The sequence below is a fragment of the Rhodococcus sp. NPDC056960 genome (assembly GCF_042674125.1).
Lineage (GTDB): Bacteria > Actinomycetota > Actinomycetes > Mycobacteriales > Mycobacteriaceae > Rhodococcus_F.
Genome location: NZ_JBHURF010000003.1, coordinates 335,288 through 353,774 on the forward strand (window position 1 = coordinate 335,288; position 18,487 = coordinate 353,774).

Below are 18,487 nucleotides of genomic sequence, written 5' to 3' on the forward strand. Positions count from 1 at the left end.
CTCATGAGCAACCAGCGCAAGCAGATTCACCTCGCCGCGCACTTCCCCGGAGTCAACAACACCACCGTGTGGAGCGACCCCGCGTCGAAGAGTCAGATCGACTTCGACTCCTTCGTGCACCTCGCGGAGACCGCGGAACGCGGACTGTTCGACTTCTTCTTCCTCGCCGAGGGCCTGCGACTGCGGGAGCACCGGGGCCGGATCCACGACCTCGACGTCGTCGGCCGCCCCGACACGCTGACGGTGCTCGGCGCACTCGCCGGCGTCACCACGCACCTCGGTCTGGCCGGGACCATCAACACGACGTTCAACGAACCGTACGAGCTGGCACGGCATTTCGCCTCGCTCGACCACCTGTCCGACGGCCGGGCCGCGTGGAACATGGTCACGTCCTCGGACGCGTTCACGGGCGAGAACTTCCGGCGCGGGGGATACCTCGACAAGGCCGACCGCTACGTCCGCGCCGGCGAACTGATCGACGGCGCCCGCAAGTTCTGGGACAGCTGGGACCCGGATGCCCTGCAGATCGACCGCGTCCGGGGAGTGTTCGCCCCGGACAACGCGATCGGCGACGTCACCCATTCCGGTTTCCAGTTCGACATCCGGGGACGATTTACGATTCCGCGGAGCCCCCAGGGGCACCCGGTGCTGCTGCAGGCGGGTGACTCCGACGAGGGCCGCGAATTCGGGGCCGCCCGGGCGGACGCGATCTTCACCATCCACGGATCGCTCGAGGACGGCCGGAAGTTCTACACCGACGTCAAGGGCAGGCTGGCGAAGTACCGACGCAGCCACGACGACCTCAAGGTGCTGCCCGCCGCGACATTCGTGCTGGGCGACTCGGCGGCCGACGCGGCCGAACGCGCCGACCACATCCGGCACCAGCAGGTGGGTCCGCAGACCGCGATCGCGTTCCTCGAACAGGTGTGGGGACGTGACCTTTCCGCGTACGACCCGGACGGTCCGCTGCCGGACGTCGAACCGGCGGAAGACTCGACCATCACCCGCGGCCGGGTCCGGCACGCGAAGGACCCCCGCGAGATCGCCGACCAGTGGCGAGCCCGGGCGGAGGCCGAGAAGCTCAGCATCCGCGAACTGATCATCGCCGTCACCACCCGCCAGCAGTTCGTCGGCACCGCCACCCAGGTCGCGGAGGAGATCGACCGCTACGTGCAGGCGGACGCGTGCGACGGCTTCATCCTGGTGCCGCACCTCACCCCGGCCGGGTTGGACGAATTCGTCGAGAAAGTGGTCCCGGAGTTGCAGAACCGCGGCAGTTTCCGCACCGAGTACTCGGGCACGACCCTGCGCAGCCACCTCGGACTGCGCCACCCCCATCAGCAGACAGAAGGAGTTCGGGCATCATGACCGCAGTCACCGACACCACGACATTCGAGCAGGACTGGCAGGATTGGCATTCGGCCCGCGAAGACGCGTTCCGCGACCCGCTCGGCTGGCTGAGCCTCACGGCCCTGCACTGGCTCGTCGAGACCGACACGACGTTCCCCGACCTGCCCGGAAAATGGCGGGCCGACGCGGACGGGGTGGTGATCACCGCCGACGCCGGTCTCGAGGTCGACGGCGAGACGGTCGACGGCACCGCGGCCCTCGCACCCCTGGAAGGCGCGCCCGGTCTGCTCGTGCGGCACGGGAACCGCAACATCGAGGTGATCCGGAGAACCGGCGACGTCGCGCTGCGGATCCACGACCCCGAGGCCGGCACCCTCGCCGCGTTCACCGGCATCCCGGCGTTCCCCGCCGCGCAGCGGTGGTCCGTTCCCGGAACGTTCACGCCGTTCCCGCAGACCCGGGTCGTGACGACGGGCGCCGTCGTCGAAGGGCTCGAGCACCATCACACCGCGGTGGGGACGCTCGCATTCGAGCACGACGGTGGCGCACACGAACTCGTCGCGTTCGCCGGCAAGGACGGTGGGTTGCAGGTCCTGTTCACCGATGCCACCAGCGGCGTGAGCACCTACCCCGCGGCGCGGTCGCTGGCCGTCGCCGTCCCCGCCGCCGACGGCCGGGTTGTCCTCGATTTCAACCGGGCGTCCAATCTGCCGTGCGCGTTCACCGACTACGCCACGTGCCCGGTGGCGCCCGCGGAGAACAGGCTGACGCTCGCGGTCGAGGCCGGCGAGAAGAACCCGCGGTAGACATGGCCGAGAAGCAGGTCGTGCTCGGTGCGTCGATCGCCGCCGGCCGGACGGACGCCGCGGCATCGGTGCATGCCGCACGCACCGCCGAGCGGGGACGGTTCGACTTCGTCGTCGCCGACGGCGTCACCGAACCGAACGCGCTGGCCGCGTACACCGACAGGGTGGGGCTCGCGGCCACCCTGGGCACGACCTCCACCGAACCGTACGACGTGGCCCGCCGGCTCGGCTCGCTCGATCATCTGTCCGGCGGCCGGGCGGCGTGGAACGTCGTGACGGCCGCGGACGAGCGGGCGCCGGAGTTCGTCGACATCGCGCGCACCCTGTGGGATTCCTGGGCCGAGGGCGTCGTGACCGTCGACCGGGACGCGGGACGATTCGTCTCCGATCCCACCGCGGGCGCCTTCTATCACCGGGGGCGGGACTTCCGCATCGGCGGACGGTTCACCGTGCCGAGGAGTCCGCAGGCGCAGCCCGTGGTGATCGTCTCGGGCGACGGCCCGGCCGAGCGGGATCTCGCCGCCCGCCACGGCGACGTCGTCATCGCCCCACTCGCCACGTTCGAGGAGGGCCGCGCGTTCCGCGCCGACCTCCGGCGCCGCACCGTCGCCGCCGGCCGGCCTGCCGGGGCGGTGACGGTTCTCGCCGCCACGACGTTCGCAGGACCCGCGGCCTCCGTCGCGGACCGGATCGTGCGATGGGTCCACGGGGAGGCGGCGGACGGATTCGTGCTCGACTCCCAAGCCACCCCTGCCGGGCTCGACGAGTTCGTCGACACGGTGGTGCCGCTGCTCCAGGACCGTGGCATTCTCCGCACCGACTACACCACCCCCACGTTGCGGCGGCACCTCGGACTCGGTGCCCCGCTCAGCCACCGCGCCGTCCATCCCCGCTCTCTTCAGAAAGTGCCCTCATGACCACTCCGCTGTCCGTCCTCGATCTGTCGCCCGTCAGCGAGGGGGCCACCGCACGCCAGGCGCTGCGGAACACCGTCGACCTCGCCCAGCACGCCGAAAGGTGGGGTTACAAGCGGTACTGGGTCGCCGAGCACCACTTCGTGGGCGTCGCCGGCTCCTCACCGGCCGTGCTCGCCGGGATCCTGGCCGCGGCGACGAGCACACTCCGGATCGGCGCCGCCGCGGTGCAGCTGGGGCACACCACCGCCGCGGCCGTGGTCGAGGCGTTCGGCACCGTCGACGCGCTGTACCCGGGGCGCCTGGATCTCGGGCTCGGACGGTCGGGTCAGCGCCGCGCCGAGGCGCTGAAAGCGGTTGCGGAGCGCAACAACCAACCGGCGCCGCCCCGCCGGGAGACCGAGATCCGGGACGGCGTCGTCATCCCGGCACCGTTCGACCCGTCCGGCCTGCTGCTGTCTCCGCGGCTCACCGCGGCGCAGTCCGTGCTGCAGCAGCCGGGCGCGCTGTCACCGGCGTTCGACGCACAGGTCGACGACATCCTCGCGCTGCTCGACGGCACCTACCGCACTCCGGACGGAATCGAACTCCACGCGAGCCCCGGTGAGGGCGCGGACCTCGAGGTGTGGGTGTTCGGCAGCAGTGCGGGACCGAGCGCCGAACTCGCCGGCAGGCTGGGGCTGCCGTTCGGGGCGAACTACCACGTCAGCCCGTCGACGACGATCGAAGCGGTCGAGGCCTACCGGGCCGCGTTCCGGCCGTCGGCGAACCTGCAGCGGCCGTACGTCGTGGTCTCCGCCGACGCCGTCGTCGCGGAGGACGATGCGACCGCGCAGGAGCTGGCGTCGACGTTCGGGCACTGGACGCACAGCATCCGCAGCGGGCACGGTGCGATCCCGTACCCGGACCCCGCGCACACCGCACCGCTCGGGGAAACCGAACGCGCCGCGGTCGAGGATCGGCTGATCACTCAGTTCGTGGGGGCACCCGCTACCGTCGCCCACCGACTCGACAGCCTGCGAAGGCTCACCGACGCCGACGAACTGGTGATCACCAGCGTCACCCACGATCACGCCGACCGCCTGCGCTCGTACGAGTTGCTGGCCGCGGAGTGGGGACTGCCCCGCCTGCTCGCCGCCTGAGATCGCGATGATTGAACGCTGGTCCAATTGGGAATCCCACGCCCATGGACACAGCAAATGCCCCTGTGCCCGAGTCCCGTGACGCGCTGGTCGAGCAGCTCCGGCAGTACCTGAGCTCGATCACCTCGACGGAACTCGGTCCCGACGACGACTACTTCACCCTGGGATTGGTGAGTTCGTTGCGGGCCCTGGAGATCGTCACGTACATCGAGGGCTCTCACGGCGTCGTGGTCGAGGTGGAAGACCTCGACCTCGACAACTTCCGCACCGCAAACCGGGTTGCGGGGTTCATACGGAGGAAGCGGGGCGAGCAGCTTCGTGCGACGGACGGGGCGTCGCCGTGATCGGGATCGACACGCTCGTCGCCTCCGCCGAGACCGACGCCGGCAGCTGGGACGAGACCGGACTGCCGGTCGACGTCATCGGGGCCGCCGCACGGGCCGGGGTCCTCGGCCTCGACCGGACGAAGGACTGCCGCGGCCTCGGCCTGACCGCAGCCGAACTCGGCTCGGTCGCAGAGAGACTCGGGGCGGTCTGCACGTCGCTGCGGTCGCTGCTGACCGTGCAGGGGATGGTGGGCGCCGCCGTCGATCGGTGGGGCACCGCCGAGCAGCGGGCACAGTGGGTGCCTGCCCTGGCGACCGGCGAACTCCTCGCCGGATTCGCCGCCACCGAAACCGGCGCCGGCAGCGACCTCTCCTCTGTGAGTACCGCTTTCGAGGCGCACGGCTCCGACCACCGGGTCTCCGGCCGGAAGCTGTGGGTCACGTTCGGTGAGGTGGCGGACGTGCTGCTGGTCCTCGGCCGATCGCAGGCCGGACTGACGACCGCGCTCGTCGACACCGACGCACCCGGGGTCAGCGTCGAACCGGTCCACGGGCAGCTGGGCATGCGGGGCTCCCGGGTCGCGCACATCGCGTTCGACGACGTGCTCGTCCCCGCCGACCACCTGATCGCACCGCCGGGATTCGGACTGTCCCACGTGGTCGGCACGGCCCTGGACCACGGCCGGTACACCATCGCGTGGGGGTGCGCCGGGATGACGCGGGCGTGCCTCGCCGACGCCGTCGCGCACGCCTCGACCCGGGTGCAGGGCAGCACCGTGCTGTCCGAGCACGACTCGGTTCGCGCGATCCTCGGTCGCAGCTGGGTGGATGCGGCGGGTGCCCGCGCACTGTGCGAACGCGCCGCCGAACAACGCGACGCGCACGAGCCGAGCGCACTGTTCGCCACGATCGCCGCCAAGTACGCCGCGTCCCGCGTCGCCGCGTCAGCCAGCAGTCACGCCGTACAGGTGCTCGGCGCCGCCGGGTGCGCTCCCGGCAGCCGGGTGGGGCGCTTCTTCCGCGACGCCAAGGTCATGGAGATCATCGAGGGCGCGACGGAAGTCGCGGAACTCCAGATCGGCGACTACGTGCTCGGGGGAGGTGCGCGATGACCGCCGACCGGCCGATCACGATCGACACGGTCGCGCTCTGGTTCCCGGACGACGAGGTGACCGTGGCGGGTCTTCCCGAACTCGACGAACTGCCCATCGCGCAGCGCGAACACGCACTGTCGCTGGGAATCGACACGGTGCGCATCGGGATCGGTCTCTGCGAGACGGATCTGGCCCAGGCGGCGGCGGAGGAGGCGCTCGGGCAGTCCGGCCTCGACGCGTCGCAACTCGACGCGCTGCTCCTCGTCCAGGGCCGGGTTCCGCAGTATCTGCTCGCGTCGGAGTCCACCCGGCTGCAACACCGGCTCGGTGCGAGCCAGGCGTTCACCACCGGGGTGGGGGACCTGGGGTGCGTGTCCGTCTCGGCCGCGTTCACGCTGGCAACGGCGCTGCTCCGCGGCGACCCCCGATGCCGGAACGTCCTCGTCGTGGCGGCGGCGAAGACGCCCACCCGGTCGCGGTACCGGTCACCGATGACGCTGCTGGGCGACGGCGCCGCGGCGGTGCTGCTCACGACGTCCGGGACCGGCCGGTACGAACTCGTCGACCAGATGATCCGCAGCGACGGAAAGTACGCCGACCTCTTCCGCATCGACTACCGCGACGTGCGCGAGGCCGACTGGGTCGAGACCTGCGCCGACGAGCCCACGTATTCGTTTCGCCTCGCGGTCGAGAGCCGCAAGCGGTTCACCGAGATCAACGGCGAACTGCTGGCCCGGAACGGACTGCAGCAGGACGCGATCGGCGTCTTCCTCATGCAGAACCTGTCGGTCGGTGCGTTCGCGTTCTGGCAGGAGGCGCTCGACATCACGATCGATCCGGTGTGCGGCGAGAACCTCGCGCGGTTCGGCCACCTCGGATCGGTGGACGTGGCGGCGAACCTGGAGCGGGTGGCACCGTCCCAGAGGCCCGGCGACTACTGCGTGATCATGAACAGCAGCCCGGTCGCGGCGTGGAGCAGCGCGTTGCTCCGGCGCCTGCCGGACCCGCCGCGGGACGGGGTGTGACCGTGGTGGAACAGACGGTCAAGTGCATGGTGTGGGATCTGGACGACACCCTCTGGGACGGCGTCGTCCTCGAACAAGATGCTCCCGTCCCGAGGGCGGACGCCCTGCGGGCCCTGGACGTCCTCGACCGCCGGGGGATCTTGCACGCCGTCGCGAGCCGCGGCGAATTCGAGCCTGCCGCCGCGCATCTCCGCCTCCACGGACTCGAGGACCTGTTCTGCGCGATCGACGTCGGCTGGGGCCCGAAATCGGAGGCGGTGCGCCGCATCGCGGAGACGCTGAACGTCGGTCTCGACACCATCGCCTTCGTCGACAACGATCCCGTCGAGCGCGCCGAGGTGTCCGAGGCGCTGCCGAGGGTGCGGTGTTACCCGGCCGAGCAGATCGCGTCGTTCCCCGACCTTCCCGAGCTGACCCCGCCCGCCGTCACGGAGGAGGCCCGGCAGCGCAGGGCGCTGTACCGGGCCGAGCGGACCCGTCAGGCGAGTGAGCAGGAGTTCCCGGGTTCGAACTCCGAGTTCCTCGCCTCCCTCGATCTGGTGATGACGGTCCGCAGCGCCACCGAGGACGACCTCGACCGAGCCCACGAACTGACCGTGCGTTCTCATCAACTCAACACGACGGGAAGAACTTTCGGCATCGGCCAACTGCGCGCACTGTGTGCGTCGGACGACCACGAGGTGCTCGTCGCGTCCCTCGCCGACCGATTCGGCGGGTACGGCACGATCGGGCTCGCGGTCTCGGAGATACGCGGCGGAGACTCCGTTCTGCAATTGCTGCTGATGTCGTGCCGGGTGATGTCCCGCGGTGTCGGGACGGCGCTGATCCGGCATGTCGTCGACCGGGCGCGTCGCCACGGCAGACGCGCCCTCGCCGAGTTCGTGCCCACCGACGTCAACCGGGTCATGCTGGTGACCCTGCGCTTCGCCGGCTTCGAGGTGCTCGACTCGGACGCCGGCCGGACACTGCTCGTGTTCGACGACGCGCGGGGCCGGTCCGCCGGCACCGGTCATGTCCGGGTCCTCACGGGGGGTGCGCTGCCATGACGGACGTGGTCGCGGGCGGTGGGGTGACGGCCGTCATCCTGCGCCAGTGCGCCCGGGTTCCCGACCGGATCGCGGTCGTCGTGGGCGATCGGTCACTGACGTACCGCGAACTCGATTCGGCGAGTGCGGCACTGGCGCGGCAACTCCGCGCCGAGGGGGTGCGGCCGGGTCGCGTGGTACTGATCCATCAGCGGCAGAGCGCCGACACGGTGGTGGCGATGATCGCGGCGCTGCGGTCCGGCGCGGCGTGGTGTGTGATCGAGCCCGGACATCCGGCGGCTCAGCTGCGCGCTCTCCTCGGTGACATCGACTGCGGCGCCATCGTCTTCGGATCCGCGGACCCGAAGACGTCCACCGAATCCGTCCGGGCGCTGGCCCGCGACGCGGCCGGAGGTGTTCCGGCGCTGCACGACCGGGACGCCGCCCGCCCGGACGCCGCCGCCCGCCCGGACGCCGCTGCCCGTCCGGACGCCGCTGCCCGTCCAGACGACGCTGCCCGTCCAGACGACGCTGCACCCGCGGCCGAACTTCCCGGCGACGTTCCCGCCGCCACGCCCGCGTACGTGATCACCACGTCCGGGTCGACCGGCATCCCGAAGGCCGTCGTCGCGAGCCGCGCCAACCTCGCGAGCATGGTCGACGGCCGTGACTACGACTACGACGAGGACGACCTCGTCACGTTCTCCGCGTTCCGGCTCACGTGGGACGGATCGCTGCTGAAAACCCTCTGGGCGTTGTGCTCCGGTGGCACCAGCGTGCTCCCGGACGCGCACGAACTGAGGGACGCCGACGCCGTGGCGGCACTCGCGCAGAAGTGGCGGGCCACCCACCTGGTCGCGACGCCCTCCTTCTACCGGCTGCTGCTGCCGCACCTGGCGCCGCTTCGTGAGCGCCTGCGGCTGGTGACCCTTGCGGGCGAGGCGCTTCCGGGCACGCTGGTCGAACAGCACCGCGCCGTCCTGCCCGGGGTACCTCTGCGCAACGAGTACGGTCCGACCGAGACCACCGTCAGCTGCCTGGCTCACCCGGTGCGCGACGTGCCCGCCTCGATCGCGCCGATCGGCAGACCGCTCGGATCGAGCACCGCCTACGTCCTCGACGCGAAACTGGGGGTCGTGCCCGACGGAACGGTCGGGGACCTGTACATCGGGGGACCCCAGATCTCCGAGGGCTACGCGTCCCGGCCGGCCGCCACCGCGGCCCGCTTCGTCGCCGACCCGTTCGCGGCGAAAACGGGTGCCCGGATGTACCACACGGGTGACCTGGCCCGCGTGGACCGCCGCGGCGACATCGAATTCTGCGGACGCGTCGACGGACAGGTGAAGGTGCGCGGCGCGCGGGTGGAGCGGCACGCGGTGGAGGCCGCCCTGGAGAGCCACCCCGCCGTGCACCAGGCGGTGGTCCTCGCGACCGCGAACGACTACGGGGAGGCGGAGCTGACCGCGTTCTGGGTTCCCGCGGCCACGGCGACGCTGCTGCCCACACCGCGTGAGCTGATCGCTCATTGCGCGCAGCGCCTCGTCGCGCAGGCGGTGCCCGACCGCTTCGTCGCGCTGGGCGCGCTGCCCCTCGCGCCGAGCAGCAAGGTCGACGAGGCGGCGTTGCGCCGGATGCTGCCGGGCGGAGGTGGTGACGGTGAGTGACCGGCGCCCCGCCGCCGACGGCCACGAGGATCCGCCGTTCCCGCTGTCGCCGGCGCAGTACGAGGCGTGGCTGGCCCAGCAGCTGGCCCCGGACGTGCCGTTGTGCATCGCCCAGTACGTCGAGGTGCACGGCGACCTGGACGTCGACCTCCTGCGCGAGGCCACCGTCACCACCGCGGACGAATTCGGTTCACCCTTCCTGCGGCTGATCGACCGGGACGGTCAGCCGTTCCAGGTGGTCGACTCCGCCGACCGGTCCATCGGCTCGGTGGACTTCCGCGGGGACGCCGACCCCGTGGACGCGGCCCGGCGGTGGATGCACGCCGACTGCGAGGCCCCGCTGGATCTCACTCGCGACCGCCTCGTCGAATCCTCGATTCTCCGCGTCGGCGACGAACACTATCTGTGGTACAGCAAGATTCACCATGTCGCACTGGACGGCTACGGCGCGATGACGATGCTCAATCGCATCGCGGCCCGGTACTCCGCGGCGGTCCTCGGCCGGGACCTGCCGGAGAACGAGGCCGCCGCCCCCCGGCATCTGTACGACATCGAACAGCAGTACCGGTCGTCGAGCCGATTCACCGCGGACCGGCGGTACTGGGCCGACCGGATCGACGGTCTCGGACCGGGATCGAGCCTCGCGCGCAGGTCCGGTCCCGCGGTCGCCACGAGCACCGACGCGACCGCGCCGCTGCCGGACGCGGCGGAGCGAGCGCTCGGCGACGCCGGCACGCGCGGGACCGCGAAGATCATCGCCGGATTCGCCTGCTACCTGTCCAGGATGACCGGGCGCCGGGACGTGCTGGTGACGATCCCGGTGTCGGCGCGCACCACCGCGACCCTGCGACGGTCCGGCGGCATGGTGGCGGGCGTCGTGCCGCTGCCCGTGCAGATCCGTCCCGAGGACACGGTCGGCGAACTGGTCGAGCGGGTACACCTCGACCTGATGGGCGCGCTGCGGCACCAGCGGTTCGGGATCGGCGACATCCGGCGCGACGCGGGAGCCGGTGCGGCGGAATCACTGTCGGGACCGATGGTCAACGTGATGCTCTTCCGTCAGGAACTCGCTCTCGGACCGCTCGTCGGCGAGTACCACATCGTCACGTCCGGGCCGGTCGACGACCTGCTGATCAACGTGTACCGGAGCGGAACGCCGGTGCGGACGTTCGTGCACTTCCTCGCGAACCCCAACCGGTACGACGCCGACGAGGTCGGTGCGCATCACCGGCGGTTCACGGCGCTGCTCGACGACTTCCTCGCGGCCGACGCGGACACCGCGATCGGGACTGTTCACGAGGAGACGGCCCGGCTCGACTTCTGGACGCGCGCACTCGCGGACGCGCCCCCGGTGCTGGACCTGCCCACCGATCGTCCGCGGCCGGCCCGGCCGTCGCACGACAGCGCCGCCGTCGGCCTCAGCCTGGGCCCGGATCTGCGGCGCAGGCTCGCAGCGTTCGCGGCCTCCCACCGCACCGACGCCGCCACCGTGACGCATGCGGTGCTCGCGCTGGTGCTGTCTCGATCCGCCCGGACCGACGACGTCGTGCTCGGCAGGCGGACGGACACCGAACCGGTGGTGTTGCGGACCCGCGTGCGCGGCGCCGACCGATTCACCGACTTCGTCGACGCGGTGCGCGACACGGATGCGGAGGCGTTCGCCCACCGCGGGGTGCCCGTCCCGCGGATCGTGGAGGCTCTCGGCCTGCCGCACTCGGTGTCCCACGCGCCGCTGTACCAGGTGCTGCTCGAATTCTCGGAACGACCGCACGAACTGGGTGATCTCGACCTGCAGGTGACGGTGTCGGAGGAGTCGGTCCGATTCACCTACGCGACAGACTTGTTCGACGCGGCCACCGCCGAGGCGATTGCCGGCCGCTTCGCGCACGCGATGGATACCGCCGTCGCGGATCCGGCCGTCGTGATCGGGGACATCGACCTGACCTCGCCGGCCGACCACGCGCTGCTGCGGGAGTGGTCGGCGCGGCCGGCGGATGCGGCCCCGGAGGCGACGCTCGGCGCGCTGTTCGCGGCCCGCGCCGCGCGCAGCCCGGACGCCGACGCCGTCGTGTCGGGTGACGAGCGCCTGAGCTACGGGGAACTCGATTCCCGGTCGAACAGCCTTGCCCGGCGGCTTCTCTCGACGGGTGCCGGTCCGGAGACGACGGTCGCGGTCGCGCTGCCGCGTTCGGCGATGCTGGTCGTCGCGCTCGTCGCCGTCGTCAAGACCGGGGCGGCGTACCTCCCGATCGACGCCGACCACCCCGGTGAGCGCTCCGCCCTCGTGCTCGACGACGCCCGCCCGGTGTGCGTCCTGGCCACCGCGGACACCGCGACGACGCTGCCGACATCGGATGCGCCTGTCCTGCTGCTCGATTCGGCCGGTGTGGAACCCGATGGTGCATCCGCCGGTCCGCTGACGGACGAGGAGCGGGCACCGGTCGATCCGGACCTCCTCGCGTACGTCGTGTACACGTCCGGCTCGACCGGGCGTCCGAAGGGCGTCGCGGTGTCGCACCGCAACGTGGTCGCACTCTTCACGAGCACCCGGGACCTGTTCGGGTTCAACGACACCGACGTATGGACGATGTTCCACTCCCCGGCGTTCGACTTCTCGGTGTGGGAGGTGTGGGGCGCACTGCTGCACGGCGGGACCCTCGTCGTGGTCGACTTCGACACCACCCGCTCGCCCGTCTCGTTCCTCGACCTGCTTCGGCGCGAACGGGTGACGGTGCTGAGCCAGACCCCGAGCGCGTTCGCCCAGCTGATCGAGGCAGACGCCGCGGACGGCGTGGCCGCGACCCTGCCGCTGCGCTACGTCGTACTCGGCGGCGAGGCGCTGGATCTGGGACAGCTCGAACGGTGGTACTCGCGGCACGGCGAGGACGCGCCCGTGCTCGTGAACATGTACGGCATCACCGAGACGACGGTGCACGTGAGTCACCTGCGCCTCGGCCGCGAGCTGGCGGCCGCCGCGTGGACGAGCGTCATCGGGCGTGCGATCCCCGGGTTGCGGGTGTCCGTGCGGGATTCGCGCCTGCATCCGGTGCCGGTCGGTGTGGCGGGCGAACTGTACGTCGCCGGACCACAAGTGGCACGCGGCTATCTCGGGCGTGCCGGTCTCACGGCAGCACGCTTCGTCGCCGGCGAGTCCGGGGACAGGATGTACCGGACCGGGGACATCGTGCGGTGGCGGCGAGACGGACGCCTCGACTACCTCGGGCGCGAAGACCTCCAGGTCGAGATCCGCGGATTCCGGGTGGAACTCGGTGAGGTGGAGTGGGCGCTGGGCCGGTGCGACGGAGTCGCGCAGGTGGTCGTGACGATGCGCGACGACCCCGTGACCGGCCCGGCACTGGCCGCGTACATCGTTCCCGATGCGGGTGCGACCTGCGAGCCCGGCAGCATTCTGGAGTACGCGCGCACCGCGCTGCCGTCGTACATGGTCCCGAACTCGATCACCGTCCTCGACCGGTTGCCGCTCACCGTCAACGGGAAACTGGACAGCGCGGCACTCCCGGTGCCGCCGACCGACTCCCGCGCCGCGTTCGCCGCGCCGGGCAACGCCGCCGAGGAGGCGCTCACGGTCATCTTCGCCGCGCTGCTCGGCGTGCCCACCGTCGGCGTCGACGACGACTTCTTCGCGCTCGGTGGCAACTCGTTGATCGCGGCGAAGATCGTGGCACGGATCCACCACGCGCTCGGCGCGGCTGTCGGCGTGCGGGACGTCTTCGAGGCGAGAACGGTGCGGTCGCTGGCGACCCGGGTGGGCCGCGCGGACGAGACCGGGCGGCCGCCGCTGGTGGCGACGGACCGGTCCGCACCTGCGCCGGTGTCGCTGGCACAGACGCGGATGTGGTTCCTCGACCAGTTCGACACGACGTCACCCGCCTACAACATCGCGGCGGCGTTCCGGCTGCACGGACCCCTCGACGTCGCGGCGCTGCACGCCGCCCTGACGGATGTGGTGGAGCGGCACGAGGCATTGCGGACGGTCTTCCCGATGCGGGAGGACATTCCCGTGCAGTCGGTGCTCCCGGCGGCGGACGCGGTGCCCACCCTCCGCGCGGTGACGGTCGCGGGGGAGCGCGACCTGCGTGACCGGCTCGCCGGGGCGTTGTCGGCCGGTTTCCAGGTGACCACCGAGGTTCCGTTGCGGGCGCACCTGTTCGAGGCAGGCCCGCGTGAGCACGTCCTGGCCCTGGTTGTCCACCACATCGCGGCGGACGCGCTGTCGCTGGCCCCGCTCGCCCGGGACGTGACGGCCGCGTACACCGCCCGGGTGCGGGGGCACGCGCCCGACTGGGTACCGCTGCCGGTGCAGTACGCCGACTACAGCAACTGGCAGCGGGCGCTGCTCGGATCGGAGGACGATCCCGGCTCGCTGATGGCTCGTCAGCTCGGATTCTGGCGTTCCGCGCTCGCCGACGCACCGGTCGTGACGGACCTGCCGATGGACCGGGCCCGCCCGGAGCACCGCTCGCTCGCAGGCGCGCGGGAATCCTTCGAGATCGGCGACCGTCTGCACCGGGCCGTCGTCGCCCTGGCGCGCGAGCACGACGCGACGGTGTTCATGGTCGCGCACGCGGCGCTCGCCGTCCTGGTGTCGCGACTGGGGAGCACGAACGACGTGGTGATCGGATCGGCGGTGGCCGGGCGCGGGGAGGCCGCGCTCGACGACGTCGTCGGCATGTTCGTCAACACCCTCGCCCTGCGCACACCGGTCCACGGCGCCGACTCCTTCGCCGCGGTCCTCGCCGCCGTGCGGGACCGCGATCTGGAGGCGTTCGCGCACGCGGAGGTGCCGTTCGAGCGGGTGGTGGAGGCCCTGGACCTCCCACGCACCACGGCACACGCGCCGCTGTTCCAGGTGCTGTTCGAATTCCAGGACGTGACGAGGCCGACCCCGAGCCTCCCGGACGTGGACGTGCAGGAGATCGACCTCGGGGTGTCCGTCTCCACCTTCGACCTGCAGCTGACCTTGGCCGAACGGTTCGCGGCGGACGGCGCGCCCGCCGGGATCGGAGCCGGATTCACCTATGCCACCGACATCTTCGACTCCGCCACCGTCCGGGGCTTCGCCGACCGATTCCTGCGGCTCCTCGAGACGGTGGTCGCCGACCCGCAGGTGCCACTGGCCCGGATCGAACTCCTCGATGCCGGCGAGCGTGCGGCACTCGTCCCGGTGAGCGGCAGGCCCGGCGGCACGACCCGGCTGCTACCGGAGATCCTGTCCGCCGCGGCCGCCCGCGACCCGCACGCCATCGCGCTGTCGTACGGCAACGCGGTGATGTCGTATCGCGAACTCGACGACTGGTCGAACCGCCTGGCATGGGTACTCATCCGCCGCGGAATCGGACCGGAGGACCACGTGGCGATCGGGCTCGTCCGATCCGTGGAACTGGTGGTGTCGGTGTGGGCGGTCGCGAAGTCGGGTGCGTCGTTCGTGCCCGTCGATCCGAGCCTGCCCCCCGGGAGGATCACCGACATCCTCGCCGACTGCGGTGCGGTGGCGGGACTCACCGTCGCCGAGCAGCGCGACCGCATGCCGGACGGTGTGGAGTGGCTGCTCCTCGACTATCCGGGTCCGACGCGGAAATGGGAGTCCCGTCCGATCACCGACGACGACCGGGTCGCGCCGCTGCGACCGGAGCATCCGGCGTATCTGATGTACACGTCCGGGTCGACGGGCACGCCGAAGGGCGTGGTGATCCCCCATTCCGGTTTGCAGAATTTCACCCTCGACCAGCGCGCCCGGTACGGCACGACCAATGCCTCGCGGGTCCTGAACCTCGCGTCTCCCGGGTTCGACGCGACGATGCTCGAATATCTCATGGCCTTCGGGGCCGGTGCGCGCCTGGTGATCGCGGCGCCACACGTGTACGGCGGCGCCGCGCTGACGGAACTGCTGGCGGCGGAGCGGATCACGCACGCGTTCGTCACCCCGGCCGTGCTGGCCACGATCGACCCGCGCGGTCTGCGCCTGCTCCGTGCCCTCGTCGTCGGCGGCGAACGCTGCCCGCCGGAGTTGCTCGCCCGCTGGGCGTCCGGGCGGACCCTGCTCGTCGGGTACGGGCCGACGGAAACGACGGTGATGTCGAACATCGGCGACCCGATGACACCCGGCGACTCGGTGCGCATCGGCCACCCGATGCGAGGTGTCCGCGAACTCGTCCTCGACGAGTGGCTGCGCCCGGTCCCGGTGGGTGTGGTGGGCGAACTGTACGTGCTCGGGGAGGGTCTGGCTCGCGGCTACCACCGGAGGGCCGGGGCCACCGCGGGCGCGTTCGTCGCGAATCCGTTCGACCGGGCCGGTTCGCGCATGTACCGCACCGGCGATCTCATGCGATGGACCCGCGACGGGCGGCTGGAATATCTGGGCCGCAACGATTTCCAGGTGAAGCTGCGCGGTCAGAGAGTCGAGCCGGGGGAGGTCGAAGCGGCGCTCACCGGCTGCCCCGGGGTGGCGCAGGCGGTGGTCGTGGTCCGCCGCACGCCTGCCGCCGAGGCGGTCCTCGCCGGATACGTCACGGCGGAGGACGGCGCGCACCTCGACACCGCCGAGGTGCTGGGGTTCGCCGCGTCGGTGCTCGCCCCGTTCATGGTGCCCGCCTCGGTGACCGTCCTCGACCACCTGCCGCTCGGCGCCAACGGCAAGGTCGACCGGCATGCGCTGCCGGAACCGGAGTTCGCGCCCCGCGTCTTCCGTCCACCGGAGACACCGTTCGAATCGGCTGTGGCGGAGGTGTTCGCCGACGTCCTCGGAATCGGCGCGGTGGGTGCCGACGACGACTTCTTCGCGTCCGGCGGCAATTCCCTGACCGCGACGCAGGTGGTCGCGCGGTTGGGCGCCGCCCTCGGTGCGCACATCGGTGTCCGGGAGGTATTCGAGTCCCCGACCGTGCGGGCCCTGGCGTCGGTGGTCGCGCGGGAGGCGGCGGGTGGCGAGGCCCGGCCCGCGGCGGTGGCGTCGCGGCGTCCCGACCCGGTTCCCCTCTCGTGGGCGCAGCGCCGGATGTGGCTTCTCAACCAGCTCGACCCGTCCTCGCCCGCCTACAACGTGGCGATGATCGTCCGGCTGTCGGGTGAACTCGACGTCGACGCGCTGACCGCCGCAGTCGCCGACGTGGTGGACCGGCACGAATCGCTCCGCACCCGATACCAGTACGGCGACACGGAACCCACCCAGGTGATCGCCGGGGCGGGCCACGTCGCGCAACTCACCGTGTCGACGGACGACGCACCGGTGCGCGACCAGATCTCGGACCTCGTGACGGCGGGATTCGACGTCGCCGCCGAGGTTCCGATGCGGGCCCGGCTGTTCGCGCTCGGCGAGCAGGAGCACGTTCTCGTCGTCGTGGTGCACCACATCGCCGCCGACGGGTTCTCGATGGTTCCACTCGCACGAGACGTGATGACGGCCTACCCGGCGCGATCCGAGGGTCGCGCGCCCGGCTGGGATCCGCTGCCGGTGCAGTACGCCGACTACACGCTGTGGCAGCGGGAGCTGCTCGGTGCGGAGGACGACCCCGAGTCGCTGCTGTCGCGGCAACTCGACTACTGGCGCACCACCCTCGCCGGTGCGCCGGCCGTGACCGAGCTGCCCGCGGACCGGAACCGGCCGCCGCGGCGGACCCCGTCCGGCGACCGGGTGGCGTTCGAGATCGGCGCCGACCTGCACCGGGACGTGGTCGCGCTGGCGAGGACCCGGCGGTGCACCGTGTTCATGGTCGTGCACACGGCGCTCGCCGTACTGCTGTCGCGGGTGGGGAGCACGAACGACGTGGTGATCGGGTCGCCGGTGGCGGGCCGCGGCGACGCCGTCCTCGACGACGTGGTGGGGATGTTCGTCAACACCCTCGTGCTGCGCACCCGGGTGACCGGGACCGCAGGCGAACTCCTCGAGCAGGTCCGCGAGACCGACCTCGCGGCCTACGCACACGCCGACGTGCCGTTCGAGCGGGTGGTGGAGGCGCTGAACCCGCCACGCTCCCAGTCGCATTCACCACTGTTCCAGGTTCTGCTCGAATTCCGGAACACCGAGCATCCCGATCTCGCCCTGCCACACCTGCATGCCGAGATCCTCGAACCGAACGTCGAGGTGTCCCTGTTCGACCTGCAGTTGACGGTGCGCGAGCGGTACGACGAGACCGGGACGCCGGAGGGAATGACGGCCGGATTCACCTACTCCACCGACCTGTTCGATCCGGAGACGGTGGAGACGCTGGCCGCGCGGTTCACCAGGATCCTCGCCGCGGTCGTCGCGGATCCGCACGGTTCCGTCGGCGACGTCGACGTGCTCGCCGCGGACGAGCGGGCCCGGCTCCGGAAGTGGAGCGAGGCGGCGGACACCCTCGTCCTCGACCCGCGTCTGCATTCGGCACCCGAGGGCGTGACCGGTGTGGTCTACACGACCGACACGCGTGAGCACCACACCTCGGCGCGGGTGGCGGCCACCACGTTCGTCGCGAATCCGTTCGGTGCCCCCGGCTCGCGCATGGTCCGGACCGGTGCGCTCGCCCGGTGGAACCGTTCCGGCCAGGTGATCACCGTCGGCGCCGCCGGTTCGTCGACGCGATCGGTGACGGAGGTCGTGGCGAGCCACCCCGCGGTCCGGGAAGCCGTCGTCCTCACGACCTCGGCGGGTGTCACCGCCTTCTGGGTCCCGGCGGCCGCGGCGGCCGTGCTTCCGATGGCGGAGGACCTGCGGAACTTCAGCGCCGAGCGGCTCGACGCCCCGCTGGTGCCCGCGCGGTTCGTCGCCCTCGGCGCCGTTCCGCGGTCGGCCGACGGCACGGTGGACGAAAGCGCCCTGCGCGCACTGGTCGCCGAGACCGAGCCCGTGGGCGCAGCCGCACGGCACCGGTGGACCGCGCTGGAGCGGACGGTCGCCGAGGACTGGGCCGCGGTCCTCGGGCACGACGACTTCGGCCCGGACGACGGATTCTTCGACGTCGGCGGAAACTCGCACCGCGTCGTGGAACTGCAGCGCCGCTTCGAGGAGCGGTGGCCCGGGACGCTGCGGGTCGGCCAGCTGTTCGACCTCGTCACCGTGGCAGCTCAGGCCGAGGCGATCTCGAATCCCACCCCGGCGGGCGACGCGTCCGCGCCCGCCACGTACGAGTTCTGACCCAGCAGGGA

10 protein-coding genes are annotated in these 18,487 nt (G+C 71.5%); all 10 read left to right on the forward strand.

Going from position 1 to position 18,487, the window contains the following annotated elements; genetic code table 11:
- Window positions 1–3 precede the first annotated feature (3 nt).
- From ACFTWF_RS06815 to ACFTWF_RS06860, 10 genes are read left to right on the forward strand one after another with little or no spacing between them, the layout of a single operon-like run.
- Complete coding sequence (locus tag ACFTWF_RS06815) at window positions 4–1,368, forward strand: NtaA/DmoA family FMN-dependent monooxygenase (RefSeq protein ID WP_378460492.1); 1,365 nt, start codon at window positions 4–6, stop codon at window positions 1,366–1,368.
- The gene (locus ACFTWF_RS06820) at window positions 1,365–2,156 is read left to right on the forward strand and encodes a DUF1684 domain-containing protein (protein WP_378460493.1); all 792 of its coding nucleotides are present in this window, start codon (window positions 1,365–1,367) and stop codon (window positions 2,154–2,156) included. Before ACFTWF_RS06815 ends, ACFTWF_RS06820 begins: the two co-directional genes overlap by 4 nt.
- A gap of 2 nt (window positions 2,157–2,158) precedes the next feature.
- Window positions 2,159–3,073 (forward strand): LLM class flavin-dependent oxidoreductase, encoded by a 915-nt coding sequence (locus ACFTWF_RS06825; RefSeq protein WP_378460494.1) that lies wholly within the window; start codon window positions 2,159–2,161, stop codon window positions 3,071–3,073.
- On the forward strand, window positions 3,070–4,212 hold the full coding sequence (locus ACFTWF_RS06830; RefSeq protein WP_378460495.1) for an LLM class flavin-dependent oxidoreductase: 1,143 nt from the start codon (window positions 3,070–3,072) through the stop codon (window positions 4,210–4,212). The genes ACFTWF_RS06825 and ACFTWF_RS06830 overlap by 4 nt, the downstream gene beginning before the upstream one ends.
- A 44-nt stretch (window positions 4,213–4,256) precedes the next feature.
- Window positions 4,257–4,556, forward strand: coding sequence for an acyl carrier protein (locus ACFTWF_RS06835; RefSeq protein WP_185725386.1), 300 nt, complete (start codon window positions 4,257–4,259; stop codon window positions 4,554–4,556).
- Window positions 4,553–5,650, forward strand: a complete 1,098-nt coding sequence (locus ACFTWF_RS06840) for an acyl-CoA dehydrogenase family protein (protein WP_378460496.1) — start codon at window positions 4,553–4,555, stop codon at window positions 5,648–5,650. The genes ACFTWF_RS06835 and ACFTWF_RS06840 overlap by 4 nt, the downstream gene beginning before the upstream one ends.
- Window positions 5,647–6,657 carry a 3-oxoacyl-ACP synthase gene (locus tag ACFTWF_RS06845; RefSeq protein WP_378460497.1) on the forward strand — a complete coding sequence of 337 codons (1,011 nt, stop codon included), beginning with the start codon at window positions 5,647–5,649 and terminating at the stop codon, window positions 6,655–6,657. Before ACFTWF_RS06840 ends, ACFTWF_RS06845 begins: the two co-directional genes overlap by 4 nt.
- On the forward strand, window positions 6,654–7,703 hold the full coding sequence (locus tag ACFTWF_RS06850) for an HAD-IIIC family phosphatase (protein ID WP_378460498.1): 1,050 nt from the start codon (window positions 6,654–6,656) through the stop codon (window positions 7,701–7,703). Before ACFTWF_RS06845 ends, ACFTWF_RS06850 begins: the two co-directional genes overlap by 4 nt.
- Window positions 7,700–9,346 carry an amino acid adenylation domain-containing protein gene (locus ACFTWF_RS06855; RefSeq protein ID WP_378460499.1) on the forward strand — a complete coding sequence of 549 codons (1,647 nt, stop codon included), beginning with the start codon at window positions 7,700–7,702 and terminating at the stop codon, window positions 9,344–9,346. The genes ACFTWF_RS06850 and ACFTWF_RS06855 overlap by 4 nt, the downstream gene beginning before the upstream one ends.
- Window positions 9,339–18,476 carry an amino acid adenylation domain-containing protein gene (locus ACFTWF_RS06860; protein ID WP_378460500.1) on the forward strand — a complete coding sequence of 3,046 codons (9,138 nt, stop codon included), beginning with the start codon at window positions 9,339–9,341 and terminating at the stop codon, window positions 18,474–18,476. The genes ACFTWF_RS06855 and ACFTWF_RS06860 overlap by 8 nt, the downstream gene beginning before the upstream one ends.
- Window positions 18,477–18,487: the final 11 nt, after the last annotated feature.